Origin of the sequence: Rhizobium changzhiense (genome assembly GCF_013087625.1) — a bacterium.
Classification (GTDB): Bacteria; Pseudomonadota; Alphaproteobacteria; order Rhizobiales; family Rhizobiaceae; genus Rhizobium; species Rhizobium sophorae.
Genome location: NZ_JABFCQ010000001.1, coordinates 1,271,641 through 1,286,219, shown reverse-complemented (window position 1 = coordinate 1,286,219; position 14,579 = coordinate 1,271,641). Strand labels below are relative to the sequence as shown.

18 protein-coding genes are annotated in these 14,579 nt (G+C 63.0%); 8 read left to right on the top strand and 10 right to left on the bottom strand.

Features of this window, described 5'->3' with window-relative positions; all coding sequences use genetic code 11:
* The first annotated feature begins 95 nt into the window (after positions 1-95).
* The gene (locus G9X68_RS06430; RefSeq protein WP_171602170.1) at positions 96-971 is read left to right on the top strand and encodes a transporter substrate-binding domain-containing protein; all 876 of its coding nucleotides are present in this window, start codon (positions 96-98) and stop codon (positions 969-971) included.
* Between the two features lie 22 nt (positions 972-993).
* On the opposite strand, the gene G9X68_RS06425 is transcribed toward G9X68_RS06430, so the two are convergent.
* The 5 genes from G9X68_RS06425 to G9X68_RS06405 all read right to left on the bottom strand — a co-directional run bounded on the left by G9X68_RS06425 (position 994) and on the right by G9X68_RS06405 (position 4,171).
* Positions 994-1,407 carry a tellurite resistance TerB family protein gene (locus G9X68_RS06425; RefSeq protein ID WP_003545221.1) on the bottom strand — a complete coding sequence of 138 codons (414 nt, stop codon included), beginning with the start codon at positions 1,405-1,407 and terminating at the stop codon, positions 994-996.
* 102 nt (positions 1,408-1,509) lie between these two features.
* Positions 1,510-2,220, bottom strand: a complete 711-nt coding sequence (locus G9X68_RS06420) for a thermonuclease family protein (protein WP_171601700.1) — start codon at positions 2,218-2,220, stop codon at positions 1,510-1,512.
* An 11-nt stretch (positions 2,221-2,231) separates the two neighbouring features.
* Positions 2,232-2,909 (bottom strand): S24 family peptidase, encoded by a 678-nt coding sequence (locus G9X68_RS06415; protein ID WP_171601699.1) that lies wholly within the window; start codon positions 2,907-2,909, stop codon positions 2,232-2,234.
* 124 nt (positions 2,910-3,033) lie between these two features.
* The gene (locus tag G9X68_RS06410) at positions 3,034-3,681 is read right to left on the bottom strand and encodes a response regulator (RefSeq protein ID WP_171601698.1); all 648 of its coding nucleotides are present in this window, start codon (positions 3,679-3,681) and stop codon (positions 3,034-3,036) included.
* A 91-nt stretch (positions 3,682-3,772) separates the two neighbouring features.
* Positions 3,773-4,171, bottom strand: coding sequence for a hypothetical protein (locus G9X68_RS06405; protein ID WP_171601697.1), 399 nt, complete (start codon positions 4,169-4,171; stop codon positions 3,773-3,775).
* A gap of 118 nt (positions 4,172-4,289) precedes the next feature.
* On the opposite strand from G9X68_RS06405, the gene G9X68_RS06400 reads away from it, so the two are divergent.
* Positions 4,290-4,643: a DUF952 domain-containing protein gene (locus tag G9X68_RS06400; RefSeq protein WP_168312386.1), complete on the top strand. Its 354-nt coding sequence runs from the start codon at positions 4,290-4,292 to the stop codon at positions 4,641-4,643.
* Entirely contained in the window at positions 4,640-5,728 is a 1,089-nt protein-coding gene (locus tag G9X68_RS06395) for a quinone-dependent dihydroorotate dehydrogenase (RefSeq protein WP_171601696.1), read from the top strand. Before G9X68_RS06400 ends, G9X68_RS06395 begins: the two co-directional genes overlap by 4 nt.
* Here G9X68_RS06395 and G9X68_RS06390 read toward each other — a convergent pair.
* From G9X68_RS06390 to G9X68_RS06380, 3 genes are all read right to left on the bottom strand, one after another.
* Positions 5,704-7,050, bottom strand: a complete 1,347-nt coding sequence (locus G9X68_RS06390; RefSeq protein ID WP_171601695.1) for an MATE family efflux transporter — start codon at positions 7,048-7,050, stop codon at positions 5,704-5,706. The two genes, G9X68_RS06395 and G9X68_RS06390, sit on opposite strands and share 25 nt — an antisense overlap.
* Positions 7,051-7,132: 82 nt before the next feature.
* Positions 7,133-7,630, bottom strand: a complete 498-nt coding sequence (locus tag G9X68_RS06385) for a CAP domain-containing protein (protein ID WP_171601694.1) — start codon at positions 7,628-7,630, stop codon at positions 7,133-7,135.
* Position 7,631: 1 nt separating this feature from the next.
* Positions 7,632-7,898: a DUF6460 domain-containing protein gene (locus tag G9X68_RS06380; protein ID WP_171601693.1), complete on the bottom strand. Its 267-nt coding sequence runs from the start codon at positions 7,896-7,898 to the stop codon at positions 7,632-7,634.
* Positions 7,899-8,090: 192 nt separating this feature from the next.
* On the opposite strand from G9X68_RS06380, the gene G9X68_RS06375 reads away from it, so the two are divergent.
* The 3 genes from G9X68_RS06375 to G9X68_RS06365 all read left to right on the top strand — a co-directional run bounded on the left by G9X68_RS06375 (position 8,091) and on the right by G9X68_RS06365 (position 10,185).
* Positions 8,091-9,023: a class I SAM-dependent DNA methyltransferase gene (locus tag G9X68_RS06375; protein ID WP_171601692.1), complete on the top strand. Its 933-nt coding sequence runs from the start codon at positions 8,091-8,093 to the stop codon at positions 9,021-9,023.
* A gap of 211 nt (positions 9,024-9,234) precedes the next feature.
* Positions 9,235-9,870, top strand: coding sequence for a YitT family protein (locus tag G9X68_RS06370; RefSeq protein ID WP_171601691.1), 636 nt, complete (start codon positions 9,235-9,237; stop codon positions 9,868-9,870).
* A gap of 147 nt (positions 9,871-10,017) precedes the next feature.
* Positions 10,018-10,185 carry a hypothetical protein gene (locus tag G9X68_RS06365; protein WP_171600822.1) on the top strand — a complete coding sequence of 56 codons (168 nt, stop codon included), beginning with the start codon at positions 10,018-10,020 and terminating at the stop codon, positions 10,183-10,185.
* 69 nt (positions 10,186-10,254) lie between these two features.
* On the opposite strand, the gene G9X68_RS06360 is transcribed toward G9X68_RS06365, so the two are convergent.
* Both G9X68_RS06360 and G9X68_RS06355 read right to left on the bottom strand, forming a co-directional pair.
* Positions 10,255-10,716, bottom strand: coding sequence for a carboxymuconolactone decarboxylase family protein (locus G9X68_RS06360; RefSeq protein WP_011650365.1), 462 nt, complete (start codon positions 10,714-10,716; stop codon positions 10,255-10,257).
* A 20-nt stretch (positions 10,717-10,736) separates the two neighbouring features.
* A complete protein-coding gene (locus tag G9X68_RS06355) occupies positions 10,737-11,237 on the bottom strand; it encodes an RrF2 family transcriptional regulator (protein WP_171601690.1) in 501 nt (166 codons plus the stop codon).
* Between the two features lie 133 nt (positions 11,238-11,370).
* Between G9X68_RS06355 and G9X68_RS06350 the strand changes: the two genes are divergently transcribed.
* Both G9X68_RS06350 and G9X68_RS06345 read left to right on the top strand, forming a co-directional pair.
* Entirely contained in the window at positions 11,371-12,003 is a 633-nt protein-coding gene (locus G9X68_RS06350; protein ID WP_171601689.1) for a YitT family protein, read from the top strand.
* Between the two features lie 47 nt (positions 12,004-12,050).
* Entirely contained in the window at positions 12,051-14,561 is a 2,511-nt protein-coding gene (locus tag G9X68_RS06345) for a ligase-associated DNA damage response DEXH box helicase (protein WP_171601688.1), read from the top strand.
* Positions 14,562-14,579: the final 18 nt, after the last annotated feature.

Below are 14,579 nucleotides of genomic sequence, written 5' to 3'. Positions count from 1 at the left end.
TCCCTCGCTCCCACGCATATTCCCCACCACGCATGACTCTGATACATCTTGCCGACGCCGTACGCTTCGCGCTTAACCCTGAGACCACAATCACGATGATGCAATCCAAGCTGGCATCCCTGACTCTGAAGGGTTTTTTCACGCTCGGCCTGTTTTTCGGCGCGCTGCTTTCAAGTTTTGCCGCGTCGGCCCAGCAGGCTGCACCTTCGCTGCCGCTGCTCTTCGATGCGCGCGAACGTCTTGCGAGGCCCGATCTCTCCTCTCTGGTGCGCCTGCGCTTCCTGACGTCGGTCGATTTCCCGCCCTTCAATTTTACCGATCAGAACGGCAAGCTTTCCGGTTTCAATGTCGACCTCGCCCGCGAAATCTGCAGCGAGTTGGAGATTTCAGACAAGTGCCAGATCCAGGCGCTCCCCTTTGCCGACCTTAGGGATGCGCTCGCCGCCTCACAGGGCGATGCCATCATCGCCGGTCTTGCCGTGACCCCGGAGCTGCGCCGGCAATTCCTCTTCTCCAGACCCTATCTGATGCTGCCGGCGCGCTTCGTGCGCAATCTCGCCGTGCCGCTCGACGGAAAGACCGCTGCCGCGCTTTCCAGCCATCCGGTCGGCGTCGTCAGGGGGACGGCGCATGAGGCGATGCTGGCCGCCTTTTTCCCCACGCTCAAGGCCGAGCCGTTCGATACGAAGGACGCCCTGCTTGCGGCGCTCAAGGACCGCAAGGTCGATGCCGCCTTTGCCGATGCGCTGCAGCTTTCCTTCTGGGTCTCTTCGCCGGCCTCTGCCAAATGCTGCGCGCTGTTCGACGGCCCCTATCTCTCCGAGCATTTCCTCGGCGAGGGCATGACGATCATGCTGCGGCAGAAGGACAGCGTGCTGACGTCCGCCATCGACCACGCGCTCGCCACGCTGTCGCGCAACGGCCGCCTCCAGGAAATCTATCTGCGTTATTTCCCCTACGGGCTCTATTGAAGCTGCAGTCCAAATTGTGCGTTCAGCCCTTGCGGAAGCGGGCAATCGCGCTGCGCTCGATCGCCGCGCAGGTCAGCTTGTCGAGGCCGAGCCGGTCGCGCAGCAGGCTGAGCAGCCGCAACTCCTCCGCCTTGACCGAGAGATCGGCGGATGCCACCTCGACGGCCAGTGCATAGGCCGTGTCGTAGAGCTTTGCGGGCAGGGTATCGCGCACGGTTTCGAGCACGACGTCGAGGCCTTCCGGCCCGGCCAGCAGCGAGGCGCAGTCGCGCGCCACCGCAATCAGCTTGTCGTCGTCGAAATCCCGGAAAACCGGCAGGAATCCGATCAATTGGCCGATCCTTGTCATTTCCCTGTCGTTCATCGTGCTGTCGACGGCGGATGCCATCACCATCACGTAGATCAGCGCATCATGGGCGGAAAGCGGCTTGTTCATCTCTGATTCCTTTTTCGGTCAGCCCAGATTAGGAATTGGCGACAGCCATTACAAGGGATCGGCCCGATCCCGGGCTGTCCGACCGCTGTTATGGCTGCCGGTTTAATGGCGGCGTGGATCGTCGCCGTAGAGGCCTTTTCCTGCCTGCCTGGCCTTTTCGGCGGCGGCCGCAAGCGGCGAACCGGCCGCCGGTTCCGCCCAGCCGTTTTCGGCGAGCCATAAGCCGAGATCCTCTGTGCCGAGCCGGCAGGCAGTCGTTACTGTTTCCTTCCATTCCACCGTCTCGAGATCGCAGCTGACGCTGCGGTTGCGCAACAGCAGGCGCAGCGCCGTCTTCGCCATCATGCCGCAGGGCCATTGCCGACCCGCCGGCCCGCATATCCTGTCGGTCGGTGTTGGCACGATGCCGGCAAGCAGAAGCCGGCGTTCGCCAAAGGAAAGAATGCCGGCATTTTCGACCATCGGCCGCGCCAGTTCCACCGCCTTTTTCGCGGCTGGACTTGCCGTTTCCCCGGCCGGCGTTTCCGCTTGTTGCGGTACATCGGCCGGTTTGGGTGCCCCGCTGTCGCCTGGGTCTGGGGACGGCGGAGCCGTTGGCTCCACTGAGCGAGCGATCATTTCGGCACGGTCGTCCGAGATTGTCGCACGTTCGCCGGCTTTGGGAGCAGCATCCGCAGCTGCCGTCACCGTCTCCTCTGCGGACGCCATGTCTTCCCCGGCCGTGCCGCCGCCAAGCCTTGCTTGCCCTGCCAGCAGCAGGCCGGCCACCACCGCCATCCCCGTGATACCTGTGATGAAGGCGGCAGGACGCATGGAATATCTTCCTATTGGCTGGCCCAGATGATCCGGGCGATCCAGTCGACGTCGGAAAGCTCGAGGGTGCGGTTGGGATGTTCGGGATTGAGCGACATCAGCTCGATCGACCGCGGGCTCTGGCGCAGCAGCACCTTGGCTATCACCTCACCCTCATTTGTGCGCACGACGACGCGGTCGTTGCGGCGCACCTGTGCCCCCGGCTCGACGATCAGAACGTCGCCGTCGCGGTAGAGCGGCATCATGCTCTCGCCCTGCACCTCCAGCGCATAGACGCCGGCCTTCCGTGCCGGGGTTGCCGGAAATTCCACAACGTCCCAGCCCTGGCCGGCCGGAAAGCCGCCATCGTCGAAAAAGCCGCCGGCGCCCGCCTGGGCGAAGCCGAGCAGCGGAATGGAGCCGCCTTGCTGGGGAAATGCGCTTTCCTGTTGCTTGACGTGCTGCTCGGAGGGGCCGGCGTCCGGCCGCATGAAGGCCAGAAACTCCTCCATGCTCGCCCCTGTGGCATCGAGCACCTTGGCGATCGATTCCGTCGAGGGCCAGCGCAGTCGCCCGTCGGCGGAAAGCCGTTTCGACTTGTTGAAGGAGGTCGGGTCAAGGCCGGCGCGGCGCGCAAGACCGGATGGCGTCAGCTCGTGCCGTCCGGCAAGCCTGTCGATCGCTTCCCAAATCTGGTCGTGTGACAGCATGTGCGCCCGATCCCTGCGCGGCTGTTTCAACGGCGCGCTTCAACCGGGCGGAATGTTAACCGACCGGTCCGCCCGAGTAAAGATAAAGGAGGAATAAAATCCTGTCACATCAGGCGTGCCATGCTCAGGCGACCATCGCCATGTTGATCTTGCCGAGCTGGATGACGGCCTGCGTCCGGCTGTCGACATCGAGTTTCAACAGGATCGCCGAGACATGCGCCTTGATCGTCGCCTCGGAGACGCCGAGTTCGTAGGCGATCTGCTTGTTCAGCAGCCCTTCGCCGAGCATGGTCAGCACCCGGCTCTGCTGCGGCGTCAGCGTATGCAGGCGGTGGATCAGGTCGGCGACATCGGGATCCTGCTCCTGCCCGTCGCGATAGCTTTCCGGCGTGGCGATGTCGCCGGCAAGCACCGTTTGGATGCTGCGGCGGATGTCCTCGATGCCTGAGGATTTCGATATGAAGCCGGAGGCACCGAGTTCCAGCGCCCGGCGGATCGTCGTCGCATCGTCGGTCGCCGAGACGATGACGATCGGCAGGCTGGCGAATTCGGAGCGCAGCGCCATCAGGCCGGAAAAGCCGCTGACCCCGGGCATGGCGAGATCGAGCAGCATCAGGTCGGCATCCGCATGGGCGCCGGCGGCCCGGCGCGCGGCGGCGAAATCGCCGGCCTCGACGATCGACTGCCGGCCTTCCATGCCGATCACCGCCTGGCGCAGCGCGTCACGGAAAAGCGGATGATCGTCCGCAATAATGACGGTCTGTTCCTGCATCGAAAACTCCCTCCCAAGAGCCCGATCATGCCGGCATGTGCCTCCGCCCCTCCGCGTTGCATACCGGCTTGCTCATAGTGACTATATCAGATCAGGTCTTCTGCGGAAGGGGATTGGTGTTTTCCTCGGCCTGGAACTCCTTCACCATCCCCATGAAACTCTTCATCATCCGCTCCATGATGCTGATCGAACGGTCGACCTCGGCGTCGCTCGGCAATGCGCGCTGGATGACACCGCCCTGTTCGAGCGCCGTCACCCGCTTTGCCAGCCGGTCGAGTTCGTCCTCATAGGCCGCCCGTTCATCGGCCGCCATCCGGCAGACGAGGGCGTCGTCCTTGTCCTGGCAGATCGACATTGCCCCGGTCTGCCGGTCGAGCCGGACGAAATGGTCGCCGCTCTTTTCTAGCTGGAAGCGGCCCGCATCAGGTTCGACGGCCGCGGCCGCAAGCGGCAGGAGAGTAACGCCAAGTGTGAGAACCAAAACCTTCATCGTCTCATCCTCCGGATTTTGCCAATTGCTGTCCCGTTTTTCGGCGCCGGGGCGTGGACATCGCCGCCTCTTTCCGGCAAAGCCCTCGTGACCGAGGACCAGCAATCGCGAGGCCATGATGACCGTGACACCGACCCTTTACAAGATCGTGACGGAAACGCTCTGGCAGCAAGCCAGACAAACCGGCACTTTTCATGGCGCCGGCATCGATCTCAAGGACGGCTTCATCCATTTCTCGACAGCGGACCAGGTGAAGCAGACCGCCGCCCTGCATTTTGCCGGCCAGTCCGGCCTGCTGCTGATTGCCGTCGATGGCAGCGGCTTCGGTGACAGGCTGATCTTCGAACCCTCGCGCGGCGGCGATCTCTTCCCGCACCTCTACGCCGATCTGCCGCTTGCCGCCGTACTCTGGGAGGCGCCGCTGCCGCTCGACGAAGCCGGCGCCCATGTCTTCCCGGAGCTCGCGCCATGATCGATCCCTTCAAGCGTCTCGCCCGCAAGGGTCTCTTCCTGTTCGATCCGGAAACGGCGCACGGCATGTCGATCGCCGCTTTGAAATCCGGCCTCGTGCCGGCCTGTCAGATCACGCCCGATCCGCGCCTGCGCCAGACCGTTGCCGGCCTTACCTTCGAAAATCCGCTCGGCATGGCTGCCGGCTACGACAAGAATGCCGAGGTGCCGGAGGCGCTGCTGAAGCTCGGTTTCGGCTTTACCGAGATCGGCACGGTGACGCCGAAGCCGCAATCCGGCAATCCGCGCCCGCGCATCTTCCGCCTGGTGGAGGATGAAGCCGTCATCAACCGTCTCGGCTTCAACAATGAAGGCCATGATGCTGCCTTCGGGCGCCTCGCCGCGCTGAGGGGCGGTGGCATGATCGGCGTCAATATCGGCGCCAACAAGGACAGCGAGGATCGCATCGCCGATTATGTCGCCGGCATCCGCCGCTTTTATTCCGTCGCGCGCTATTTCACCGCCAACATCTCCTCGCCAAACACGCCCGGCCTGCGCGACCTGCAGGGGCGCGAAAGCCTTGCGGTGCTGTTATCAGCCGTGCTTGCGGCGCGCGACGAGATGGCGGCGGCCTCCGGCCGGAAGATCCCGGTCTTTCTGAAGATCGCCCCCGATTTGACCGAGGAAGGCATGGACGATATCGCCGCGGAAGTGCTCTCGCATGCGCTTGATGGCCTGATCGTCTCCAATACCACGCTTTCGCGCGACGGACTTAAGGATCAGCGCCAGGCGAAGGAGGCGGGTGGCCTCTCCGGCGTGCCGCTGTTCGAAAAGTCGACCGCGGTACTCGCCAGGATGCGCAAGCGGGTCGGTCCTGATCTGCCGATCATCGGCGTCGGCGGCGTTTCCTCGGCCGAGACCGCGCTGGAGAAGATCAGGGCGGGTGCCGATCTCGTCCAACTCTATTCTTGCATGGTCTATGAGGGCCCCGGCCTGGCCGGCGATATCGTCCGCGGCCTGTCGAAACTTCTGGACCGCGAAAAGGCCGGCTCGATCCGCGAAATGCGCGATTCCAGGGTCGATTACTGGGCAGCGCGAAAGGTCTGATCGGCCCGTTGCTTGACCAGCATCGCCAGGAAGAAACCGCGAAAGAGCAGGAAGGCGTTCATCGCCAGCCAGAGGCCGTGATTGCCGAAGAGCGGCACGAAGACCGCGAGCATCAAGAGATAGCCGGCAAAAGATATCAGCATCCGGTTGCGCATGTCGACCGACCATGTGGCGCCGATGAAGACACCGTCCATCAGGAAGGCGAGCGCGCCTGTCAGGCCCGTCACCGCCGCCCAGGGCAGATAGGTTTCGGCCGCCTGCCGCACCTCCGGCGAGGTCGTCAGCACCGAGATCAGCCAGGGGCCGGCGAGGAAGAAGAAGGCCGAGCCGAGCGCCGCCAGCCCGAAGGACCACAAGGTCGTGAGCTTCAGCCCGCGGTCGAAGGCCGGCCGGTAGCGCGCGCCGATTGCCCGGCCGATGATCTGTTCGGCGGCATTGGCAAGCCCGTCGAGATAATAGCCTGACAGCAGGAAGAAATTCATCACCACGGCATTGGCGGCAAGCGTCACTGCGCCGAAGCTGGTGCCGATCCGCGTCATGATGGTGAAGGCGCCGATCAGCACGAAGGTGCGGATCAGGATGTCGCGGTTGAGCGCGAAAAGCTCGGCCAGCCGGTGCCGGGAAAAGACCTCGGACCATGCCGGCCGCGCTGCCTTGCCGAAGCCGCTGAGCACGATGAAAAGCCCGGCGAGCGCGCCGACGCTTTCGCCGGCCATCGTTCCCCAGGCGACCCCCGCCACGCCCCAATCGAGCGTCAGGCCGAGATAGATGGAAAGCAGGATGTTGATGCCGTTGATGATCGCCTGCAGCAGCAGTCCGACATTGCCCTGTCCGCGCCCGAGCACGAAGCCGAGGATGGCATAATTGGCCAGTGCCGCGGGTGCTGCCAGCATGCGGATGGAAAAATAGGTGCTGGTCGCCTCGGCGATCGCCCCTTCCGCTCCCATCAGCCTCAACCCCGCCGCCATCAGCAGCGGCGAAAGACAGAGCAGCGCCAGTCCGCAGCCGAGCGCCGAAATCATCGCCCGGGAAAAGACCGCCTGCTGCTCGTGCAGGTTGTGACGGCCATAGGCCTGCGCCGTCAGCCCGGTCGTCGAGGCACGCAGGAAGTTGAAGCTGCCGAGGATCAGATCGAACAGCATCGCGCCGATCGCCAGCCCGGCCAGCGCTTCCGCATTGCCCATGCGGCCGACGACGGCGGTGTTCGTCAGCCCGAGGAGCGGCGTCGTCATGAAGCCGAGCGTCATCGGAATGGCGATCGACAGCACCATCAGGTGCGTCACGTCGAATGCAAGCGCGTTGTGATTGCTGCGTGTATCCATGCCGGCCTCGTCGCGGCAGCGCCTTGCGTCGTTTCAGACGCGCAAAAGACGCTGCATTTGAACTGCTGCAGGCGGAATCACCTCAGCTGGAAAGCACCATGGCCCAATAGGGCAGGTTCCTGGAAGATGTATTATGGGCGACGGCGACGCCAAGGCCGCCGTACCGTCCAAGCATGTTTTCCAGGTGATGCGGCGAGTTAATCCAGGCTGTCACCACGGCCTCGACGCTCTGCTGGCCCGACGCGATGTTTTCCGCTGCCGGCAGCCGCACGCCGCTCGCCTTGACCCGCGCGCCGAAACTGTCGGTCATGCCCATGAGATGCGTCATCTTGCCGGCACTCGCCATGCGTTTCGCCTGGAACAAGGCGGCAGTACTCGCCGCCGGATCGACGGCAAGCGGCGGAAGGCCGTTCTTGGCCCTGAGCTGGTTGACGAGCGGCAGTACGCTCGCCGTCTCGTCCTCGCCCTCCGACGGCGTGCCGGCCATCCGCGGTGTCGTGGTGCAGCCGGCAATGCCGGCGGCGAGCGCAAGTCCGGAAAGGCGCAGCAGGCCGCGCCTGGAAAGATCGAAGGATGTCATGTTACCGGCGGTAGCTGAAAAGACGAAGGATGATGAAGAGCGGGATGACGATCGTCGCGCCGAGGAGGAGATAGTCGCCGACGTGCCCCAGGGCCGAGAAGCCTCGGTACCAGATCTCCAGGATGAAATCGCGTATGCCGTAGATGATGGCCCACGGCGTCAGGCCGAAGACGGTCATGACGAAACCGACGATCAGCGACACCACGATAAGCTTTATCAATGTGCGGCCGATTGAATCGCCGAGGAACCTGTTCGCCTGATCGGACATAAGCCATCTCCTGTTTGCCCTTGGAATAAGGTCGCGGCCTTCAGCCCGCAAGCCCTTTCCGGAATTGGCCCCTAAGCCCCTTGCGGGCTTGGCCGATTCGCTCCCTATGTGGCTGGGCCGCTTCGCCTCTGAAATAGGACTTGAGTTTTTTTGTGGCCGCCGCCAAATGCGGGCAAATCCATAGGTCAATTCATGCAGCCCCACCAGCTTTCCTCCGGCGACGTCATTGCCGACCGCCGCGCCGACTACGCCAGGATGCTCGAAGAAGGCGGCGAGCCGGAAGCGGCCGCCGAGCTGATGGAACAGGCCCTCGAGCTCGTGCCTGCCTGGGCCGCCGGCTGGTATCGCCTCGCCACCTATCGCGAAAAGTCGGGCAGGGGCGACGTTGCGATCGAGGCCTATCGCAGGACGCTTGCCCTCGATCCCGATGATATTTTCGGTGCAACCCTCAAGATCGCCCTTCTCGGCGGCGCGGCCATGCCCGACCAACCGCCGAGCCGCTATATCGAGCGCCTCTTCGACGACTATGCCGACCGTTTCGAATCAGCCCTTGTCGAAAAGCTCGACTACAGCGTCCCGCAGAAACTGGCAGCGCTTATCGCCTCAACCGGCAGGCGCTATGAACTCGCCGTCGATCTCGGCTGCGGCACCGGCCTGCTCGGCCCTGAAATCCGCGGACGTGTCGGCCGCCTCGAAGGCTTCGATCTCTCCCAGAACATGCTGGCAAAGGCCGCCGAGAAACAGGTCTATGACAGTCTCGCCCAGGCCGATCTCTCGCTCGCGCCCGATCTTTCCAGCCTCTTTGCAGATGCGGCACGCCATCGCGCCGACCTGGTGACGGCGGCCGATGTGCTGATGTATCTCGGCAATCTCGAAAGCGTCTTTGCCATCATCGGAGAACTCGCTGCATCAGGCGCCGATATCGCCTTTTCCGTCGAGGATGCGGGTGACGGCGAGGGTTTCCATCTCGCCCCGTCGCTGCGTTACGCCCATTCGGAAACCTATGTCAGGACGCTTCTTGCCCGTTACGGGCTGGAGATCCTGAAGACCGTCAAGTCGGTCATTCGCAAAGATGGCGGCAAACCGGTTTCCGGCATTCTGTTCCTTGCGCAGAAGCCAGCGTGAGCGAACATTTCTTGCGATTTTTTAATAGGTCAGTATGGCTTACCTATTTCACTTGATCGCAGGACCGAAAAACCCGATACTGCACCACATCGGCTGAGAGCCCGGCAATATTACGCCGAGGCGCTCGGGTTCCTTTCATAATCCAAAATTCCGTCGCGCCCGGGCCTTCCCAAGCGCGTTTTTGAACTCGTCTGCCGTGGAGACTGGCGACATGACACAGCTCATCAATGCCCTTGGTTTCTGGAATACGACTGCGACGCGCCACACGCCGATCGAGGACGTGCAGGGCATATTCTCCGGCAGCCTCGTTGCCGCCCTCGGCCTCTACGTGCTCGCCAGCGCCGGCCTTCTGACCGGCAGCACGGCCGGCGTGGCCTTCCTCCTGCATTATGCCTTCGGCTTCAACTTCGGCCTTGCCTTCTTCCTGCTCAACCTGCCGTTCTTCTATCTCTCCTGGAAGCGCCTCGGCATGGCCTTCACCATCAAGACCTTCATCGCCATCGGCCTGACGTCGGTGCTTGCCGATGTGCAGTCGCGCTTCTTGTCCATTTCAAGCATTCATCCGGCCTGGGCGGCACTTCTCGGCGGCCTGCTGCTCGGCTTCGGCCTGCTGGCGCTCTATCGTCACCGCGCCAGCCTCGGCGGCGTCGGCATTCTCGGCATCTACCTGCAGGAGCGTTTCGGCATCCGCGCCGGCCTCGTCCAGCTCGCCATCGACATGTGCGTGCTCGCCGCTGCCTTCTTCGTCACCACGCAGCCCGTCGTCTTCTATTCGGTGCTCGGCGCCGTCGTCCTCAACCTCTTCGTCGCCATTAACCACCGCGCCGACCGCTACATTGCGCTTTAGTTTTACGCATGTCGTAAAACCGCCGCACACTTTTGCGCGACATGCTCCAACGTTACAAAACGGTAAGCCATTCTAAACAAAACGTAACTTGCCTGTGATCGGTCGCGGCGCCAAACTCTTCTCGCGCCGGATTTGATGAGGTGAGCTATGTCAGATTTGGAAAAACTTGTGAGACGCCGTATGCAGGAAGAATATGCCAAGGGCACTTCCGCAGAAGAAATTGCGAAAGTCGTTCGCGATCTATTCAACAGCATCGACCTCTCGGGCGATCGGTTTGACGCCGTTGCCGTACGGGCCGCCAGGAATCACGAGTGACCCGATATTCGACCGACCCGAGATTTTCGGGTCGGTTGCCAGGATGAATTCCCTGCAAGCGGATTTCGATCACGCTGCCTTCTGCGCCGCATCGAGCGGATGCTGCGATCGGAAGCCGACGGCAAGCCGATTCCAGATGTTGATGGCGCCGATCGCCACCGTGATCTTCGTCATTTCTTCCTCGGAAAAATGGGCCTTCAGCGTCTCGTAGTCGGCATCCGGCGCGCCTGTTTTGGCGATATTGGTCACTGAATCCACCCAGCCGAGCAGCGCCCGTTCGCGAGCATCATAGACCGGGGATTCCCGCCAGACGCACATCAGGTTGATCCATTGTTCGGAGAGCCCATCGTGGCGGGCTTCCTTTACATGCATGTCGACGCAATAGGCACAGCCGTTGATCTGCGAAGCGCGCAGCTTGATCAGGTGGATGAAGCGGCGCTCCAGCCCGGAGGACTGGACATATTGCTCGAGTGCTGCGACCGCCTTGTAGGCATCGGGGGCGGCTTTGGCGAAGTTGAAGCGTGGTTGCATGGTCTTTCCTTTGTTGTGGCTCAACGAGCCGTCTTGCGTTTATGGATTTCAAGGAAGGCGCAGCCTCTAGCTGCGATCGATCCGTCGTCGACGGCGGCAAGTTCGATGCCGATATCGGCCAGGCTCGTCTTGGCGAGCTCGGCGCGATAGACCCGTTCGGCTTTCAGCATCGCCGCGTTGATGGTGCAGGGCTGGGCGAACAAGCGATCGGAGACCGGGTTGGGTCCGCGCTGGCGGATTTCAGCGCAGCGGAATGCCGGTGCTGACCCCTCGACCGCGAGCACGATGTCGAGCAGCGAAATCTCCTTCGGCGCTTTTGCCAGCCTGTATCCGCCCTTCGGCCCCGGCACGGTATCGAGGATGCCGGCGCCCGACAGCGCCTGCAGATGCTTCAGCAGATAACTTGTCGAGACGCCGTGGAATTCCGCCAGTGCGGCGGCCGAAAGCACGCTGCCTTCGGAGAGGCCGGCAAGCATCGCAACGCAGTGAATGGCCTGCTCAACCCCATCGCTCATTTTCATGCTCGTGGCCTCCTCAATTCGTGGATAAAAAATATCCATGATTAAGTCTGAAGTCAAGAGGCGTCCTTGTTGCTTGCCGCTTGCCTTTATCCTGACCGCGGATAGAAGACGGAAAAGCCGACAGGGGAACAACATGGCATCCAACGCTTTCGCAGGCCTTCTGAATTCCAGCGCCGATCGTCATTCGCTGTTCGACGACGCCCAGGGCATCGTCGCCGGCAGCATGCTTGCCGTGCTCGGCGTATCGCTTCTCTCCGGAGCGGGGCTGCTTGCCGGCGGCACGGCGGGCCTTGCCTTCCTCGCCCATTATGCGACGGGCTTCAGCTTCGGCCTCTGTTTTTTCGTCGTGAACCTGCCCTTCTATTATCTCGCCTTCCGCCGCTTGGGCGCCGCCTTTACCATGAAGACCTTCGCCGCCATCGCGCTCACCTCGGTCCTGTCGGAATTCGTCCCAGGCTTCATCAGCATGGCGCATGTCGATCCTATCGCCGGTGCGCTGTTCGGTGGCCTCGTCATCGGCGCCGGCATGCTGGCGCTCTTCCGCCACCGCGCCAGCCTCGGCGGCATCGGCATTCTCGCCCTCTATATCCAGGATCGCTTCGGCTGGCGCGCCGGCTTCGTCCAGCTTGGCTTCGACGGCATCATCCTGGCGCTCTCCTTCTTCGTCGCAAGCCCCTTCATCATCGCCTGCTCCGTGCTCGGCGCGATCGTTCTCAACCTCACGATTGCCATCAACCACCGCAAGGACCGCTATATCGCCATGTGAAAAGCCGCCGCTCTTCTTTTTCCCCGACGTTTGACTACTTTCAGGGCGTGGACCAGATCGATTCCGAAGCCCGTGCCCTGCTTCCTGCCGCCTTTGCCCGCTGGTTTGCGGAAAAGGGCTGGCGCCCGCGCGCCCATCAGCTGGAGCTGCTTACCCGCGCCGAGGCCGGCGACAGTACGCTGCTGATTGCGCCGACCGGCGCCGGCAAGACGCTCGCCGGTTTCCTGCCCTCGCTCACCGATCTCACCCGCCGCGGCAAGATCCCGCCGGGCTCTGCCTTCACCGGCATCCATACGCTCTATGTCTCGCCGCTGAAGGCGCTTGCCATCGATATCGAGCGCAACCTGATGAAGCCGGTCGAGGCGATGGGCCTGCCGGTCACCGTCGAAAACCGCACCGGCGATACGCCGAACGCCAAGCGCCAGCGCCAGAAGCTCAACCCGCCGGATATTCTGCTGACGACGCCCGAACAGGTCGCCCTGCTTCTGGCGAACCGCGAGGCCGAGCGCTTCTTCAAGGACCTGAAATATGTCGTCCTCGACGAACTGCATTCGCTCGTCACCTCCAAGCGCGGCCATATGCTTTCGCTCGGCCTTGCCCGCCTGCGCCGCCTTGCCCCTGGTCTCCAGACGATCGGCCTTTCGGCGACCGTCGCCGAACCCATGGACCTGCAGAAATGGCTGGTCGGCCAGGAAGAGGGTAGCGAGCATCATGCAGGGCTCGTGGTCGTCGAAGGCGGCGCGAAGCCCGATATCTCGATCCTGTCGACCGAGGAGCGCATCCCCTGGGCCGGCCATGCCGCCCGATACGCCATTCCCGACGTCTACAACAAGCTCCTCGAACATCGCACGACGCTGCTCTTCGTCAACACCCGCAGTCAGGCGGAAATGCTGTTCCAGGCGCTCTGGACGATCAATGACGACAACCTGCCGATCGCGCTCCATCACGGCTCGCTCGATGTCGCCCAGCGCCGCAAGGTCGAGGCGGCGATGGCCGAAAACCGGCTGCGTGCCGTCGTTGCCACCTCCACCCTCGATCTCGGCATCGACTGGGGCGATGTCGATCTCGTCATCCATGTCGGCGCGCCGAAGGGTGCCTCGCGTCTTGCCCAGCGCATCGGCCGCGCCAACCACCGCATGGACGAGCCCTCGAAGGCGATCCTCGTGCCGGCCAACCGTTTCGAGGTCATGGAGTGCCAGGCAGCGCTCGATGCCAATTATATCGGCGCGCAGGACACCCCGCCGGTCGGCCGCGGCGCGCTCGACGTGCTCGCCCAGCATGTGCTCGGCATGGCCTGCGCCGAACCCTTCGACATGCTCGAACTCTACGATGAAATCATCAGCGCCTCGCCCTATGCCGATCTGAGCTGGGAGACCTTCGAGCGCATCGTCGATTTCGTCGCGACCGGGGGGTATGCGCTCCGCACCTATGAGCGCTACGCCCGTATCCGCAAGACCGCGGAGGGCCGCTGGCGCGTCTCCAATCCTGCGGTCGCTCAGCAATACCGCCTCAACCTCGGCACCATCGTCGAAAGCCCGATGCTGAATATCCGCATGGTCAAGCGCGGCGAGGGCGGCAGAATCGGCCGCGGCGGTGCCACGTTGGGGAAGGTCGAAGAATATTTCCTCGAGCAATTGTCGCCGGGCGATACCTTCGTCTTCTCCGGCAAGGTGCTGCGCTTCGAGGGCATCCGTGAAAACGAGTGCCTCGCCTCGCAGGCCTTTTCGCTCGATCCGAAAATCCCATCCTATAATGGCGGCAAGTTTCCGCTGTCGACCTATCTCGCCGAGCAGGTGAGGGCGATGATCGCCGATCCCGATCGCTGGCGACACCTGCCGGATCAGGTGCGCGACTGGCTGTCGCTGCAGAACGACAAGTCGATGCTGCCGAAGCGCGACGAGTTCCTGATCGAAACCTTTCCGCGCGGCAGCCGCGGTTATATGGTCGCCTATCCCTTCGAAGGCCGTCTCGCCCACCAGACGCTCGGCATGCTGCTCACCCGCCGGCTGGAGCGTATAGGCGCCAAGCCGCTCGGTTTCGTCGCCACCGATTATTCGCTTGCCATCTGGGGCCTCGAAGATATGGGGCTGATGATCCGCAATGGCCGGCTCGACCTCTCCGACCTCTTCGATGAGGACATGCTCGGCGACGATCTCGAAGCCTGGCTCGACGAATCCTTCCTGTTGAAGCGCACCTTCCGCAATTGCGCCGTGATTGCCGGCTTGATCGAGCGCCGCCATCCGGGCAAGGAAAAGAGCGGCCGCCAGATCACCGTCTCCGCCGATCTGATCTACGACGTGCTGCGCAGCCACGAGCCGGATCACATCCTCTTGCAGGCGACGCGGCAGGATGCGGCGACGGGACTTTTGGATATTGGCCGTCTTGGCGATATGCTGAGACGAATCAGGGGCCACATCACCCATCGCGCTCTCGACCATATTTCCCCGCTCGCCGTGCCGGTGATGCTGGAAATCGGACGCGAGGCGGTGCCGGGCGAGGCACATGACGTGCTCCTGGCCGAGGCGGCGGACGATCTGATCGCCGAAGCGCTCGCTTGACGAGAATCGGGCCTGATG

Coding starts and splice junctions, on each gene's coding strand:
- G9X68_RS06430 (WP_171602170.1), top strand. CDS start 96: ATGATGCAATCCAAGCTGGCATCCCTGACTCTGAAGGGTTTTTTCACG.
- G9X68_RS06425 (WP_003545221.1), bottom strand. CDS start 1,407: ATGAACAAGCCGCTTTCCGCCCATGATGCGCTGATCTACGTGATGGTG.
- G9X68_RS06420 (WP_171601700.1), bottom strand. CDS start 2,220: ATGCGTCCTGCCGCCTTCATCACAGGTATCACGGGGATGGCGGTGGTG.
- G9X68_RS06415 (WP_171601699.1), bottom strand. CDS start 2,909: ATGCTGTCACACGACCAGATTTGGGAAGCGATCGACAGGCTTGCCGGA.
- G9X68_RS06410 (WP_171601698.1), bottom strand. CDS start 3,681: ATGCAGGAACAGACCGTCATTATTGCGGACGATCATCCGCTTTTCCGT.
- G9X68_RS06405 (WP_171601697.1), bottom strand. CDS start 4,171: ATGAAGGTTTTGGTTCTCACACTTGGCGTTACTCTCCTGCCGCTTGCG.
- G9X68_RS06400 (WP_168312386.1), top strand. CDS start 4,290: ATGACCGTGACACCGACCCTTTACAAGATCGTGACGGAAACGCTCTGG.
- G9X68_RS06395 (WP_171601696.1), top strand. CDS start 4,640: ATGATCGATCCCTTCAAGCGTCTCGCCCGCAAGGGTCTCTTCCTGTTC.
- G9X68_RS06390 (WP_171601695.1), bottom strand. CDS start 7,050: ATGGATACACGCAGCAATCACAACGCGCTTGCATTCGACGTGACGCAC.
- G9X68_RS06385 (WP_171601694.1), bottom strand. CDS start 7,630: ATGACATCCTTCGATCTTTCCAGGCGCGGCCTGCTGCGCCTTTCCGGA.
- G9X68_RS06380 (WP_171601693.1), bottom strand. CDS start 7,898: ATGTCCGATCAGGCGAACAGGTTCCTCGGCGATTCAATCGGCCGCACA.
- G9X68_RS06375 (WP_171601692.1), top strand. CDS start 8,091: ATGCAGCCCCACCAGCTTTCCTCCGGCGACGTCATTGCCGACCGCCGC.
- G9X68_RS06370 (WP_171601691.1), top strand. CDS start 9,235: ATGACACAGCTCATCAATGCCCTTGGTTTCTGGAATACGACTGCGACG.
- G9X68_RS06365 (WP_171600822.1), top strand. CDS start 10,018: ATGTCAGATTTGGAAAAACTTGTGAGACGCCGTATGCAGGAAGAATAT.
- G9X68_RS06360 (WP_011650365.1), bottom strand. CDS start 10,716: ATGCAACCACGCTTCAACTTCGCCAAAGCCGCCCCCGATGCCTACAAG.
- G9X68_RS06355 (WP_171601690.1), bottom strand. CDS start 11,237: ATGAAAATGAGCGATGGGGTTGAGCAGGCCATTCACTGCGTTGCGATG.
- G9X68_RS06350 (WP_171601689.1), top strand. CDS start 11,371: ATGGCATCCAACGCTTTCGCAGGCCTTCTGAATTCCAGCGCCGATCGT.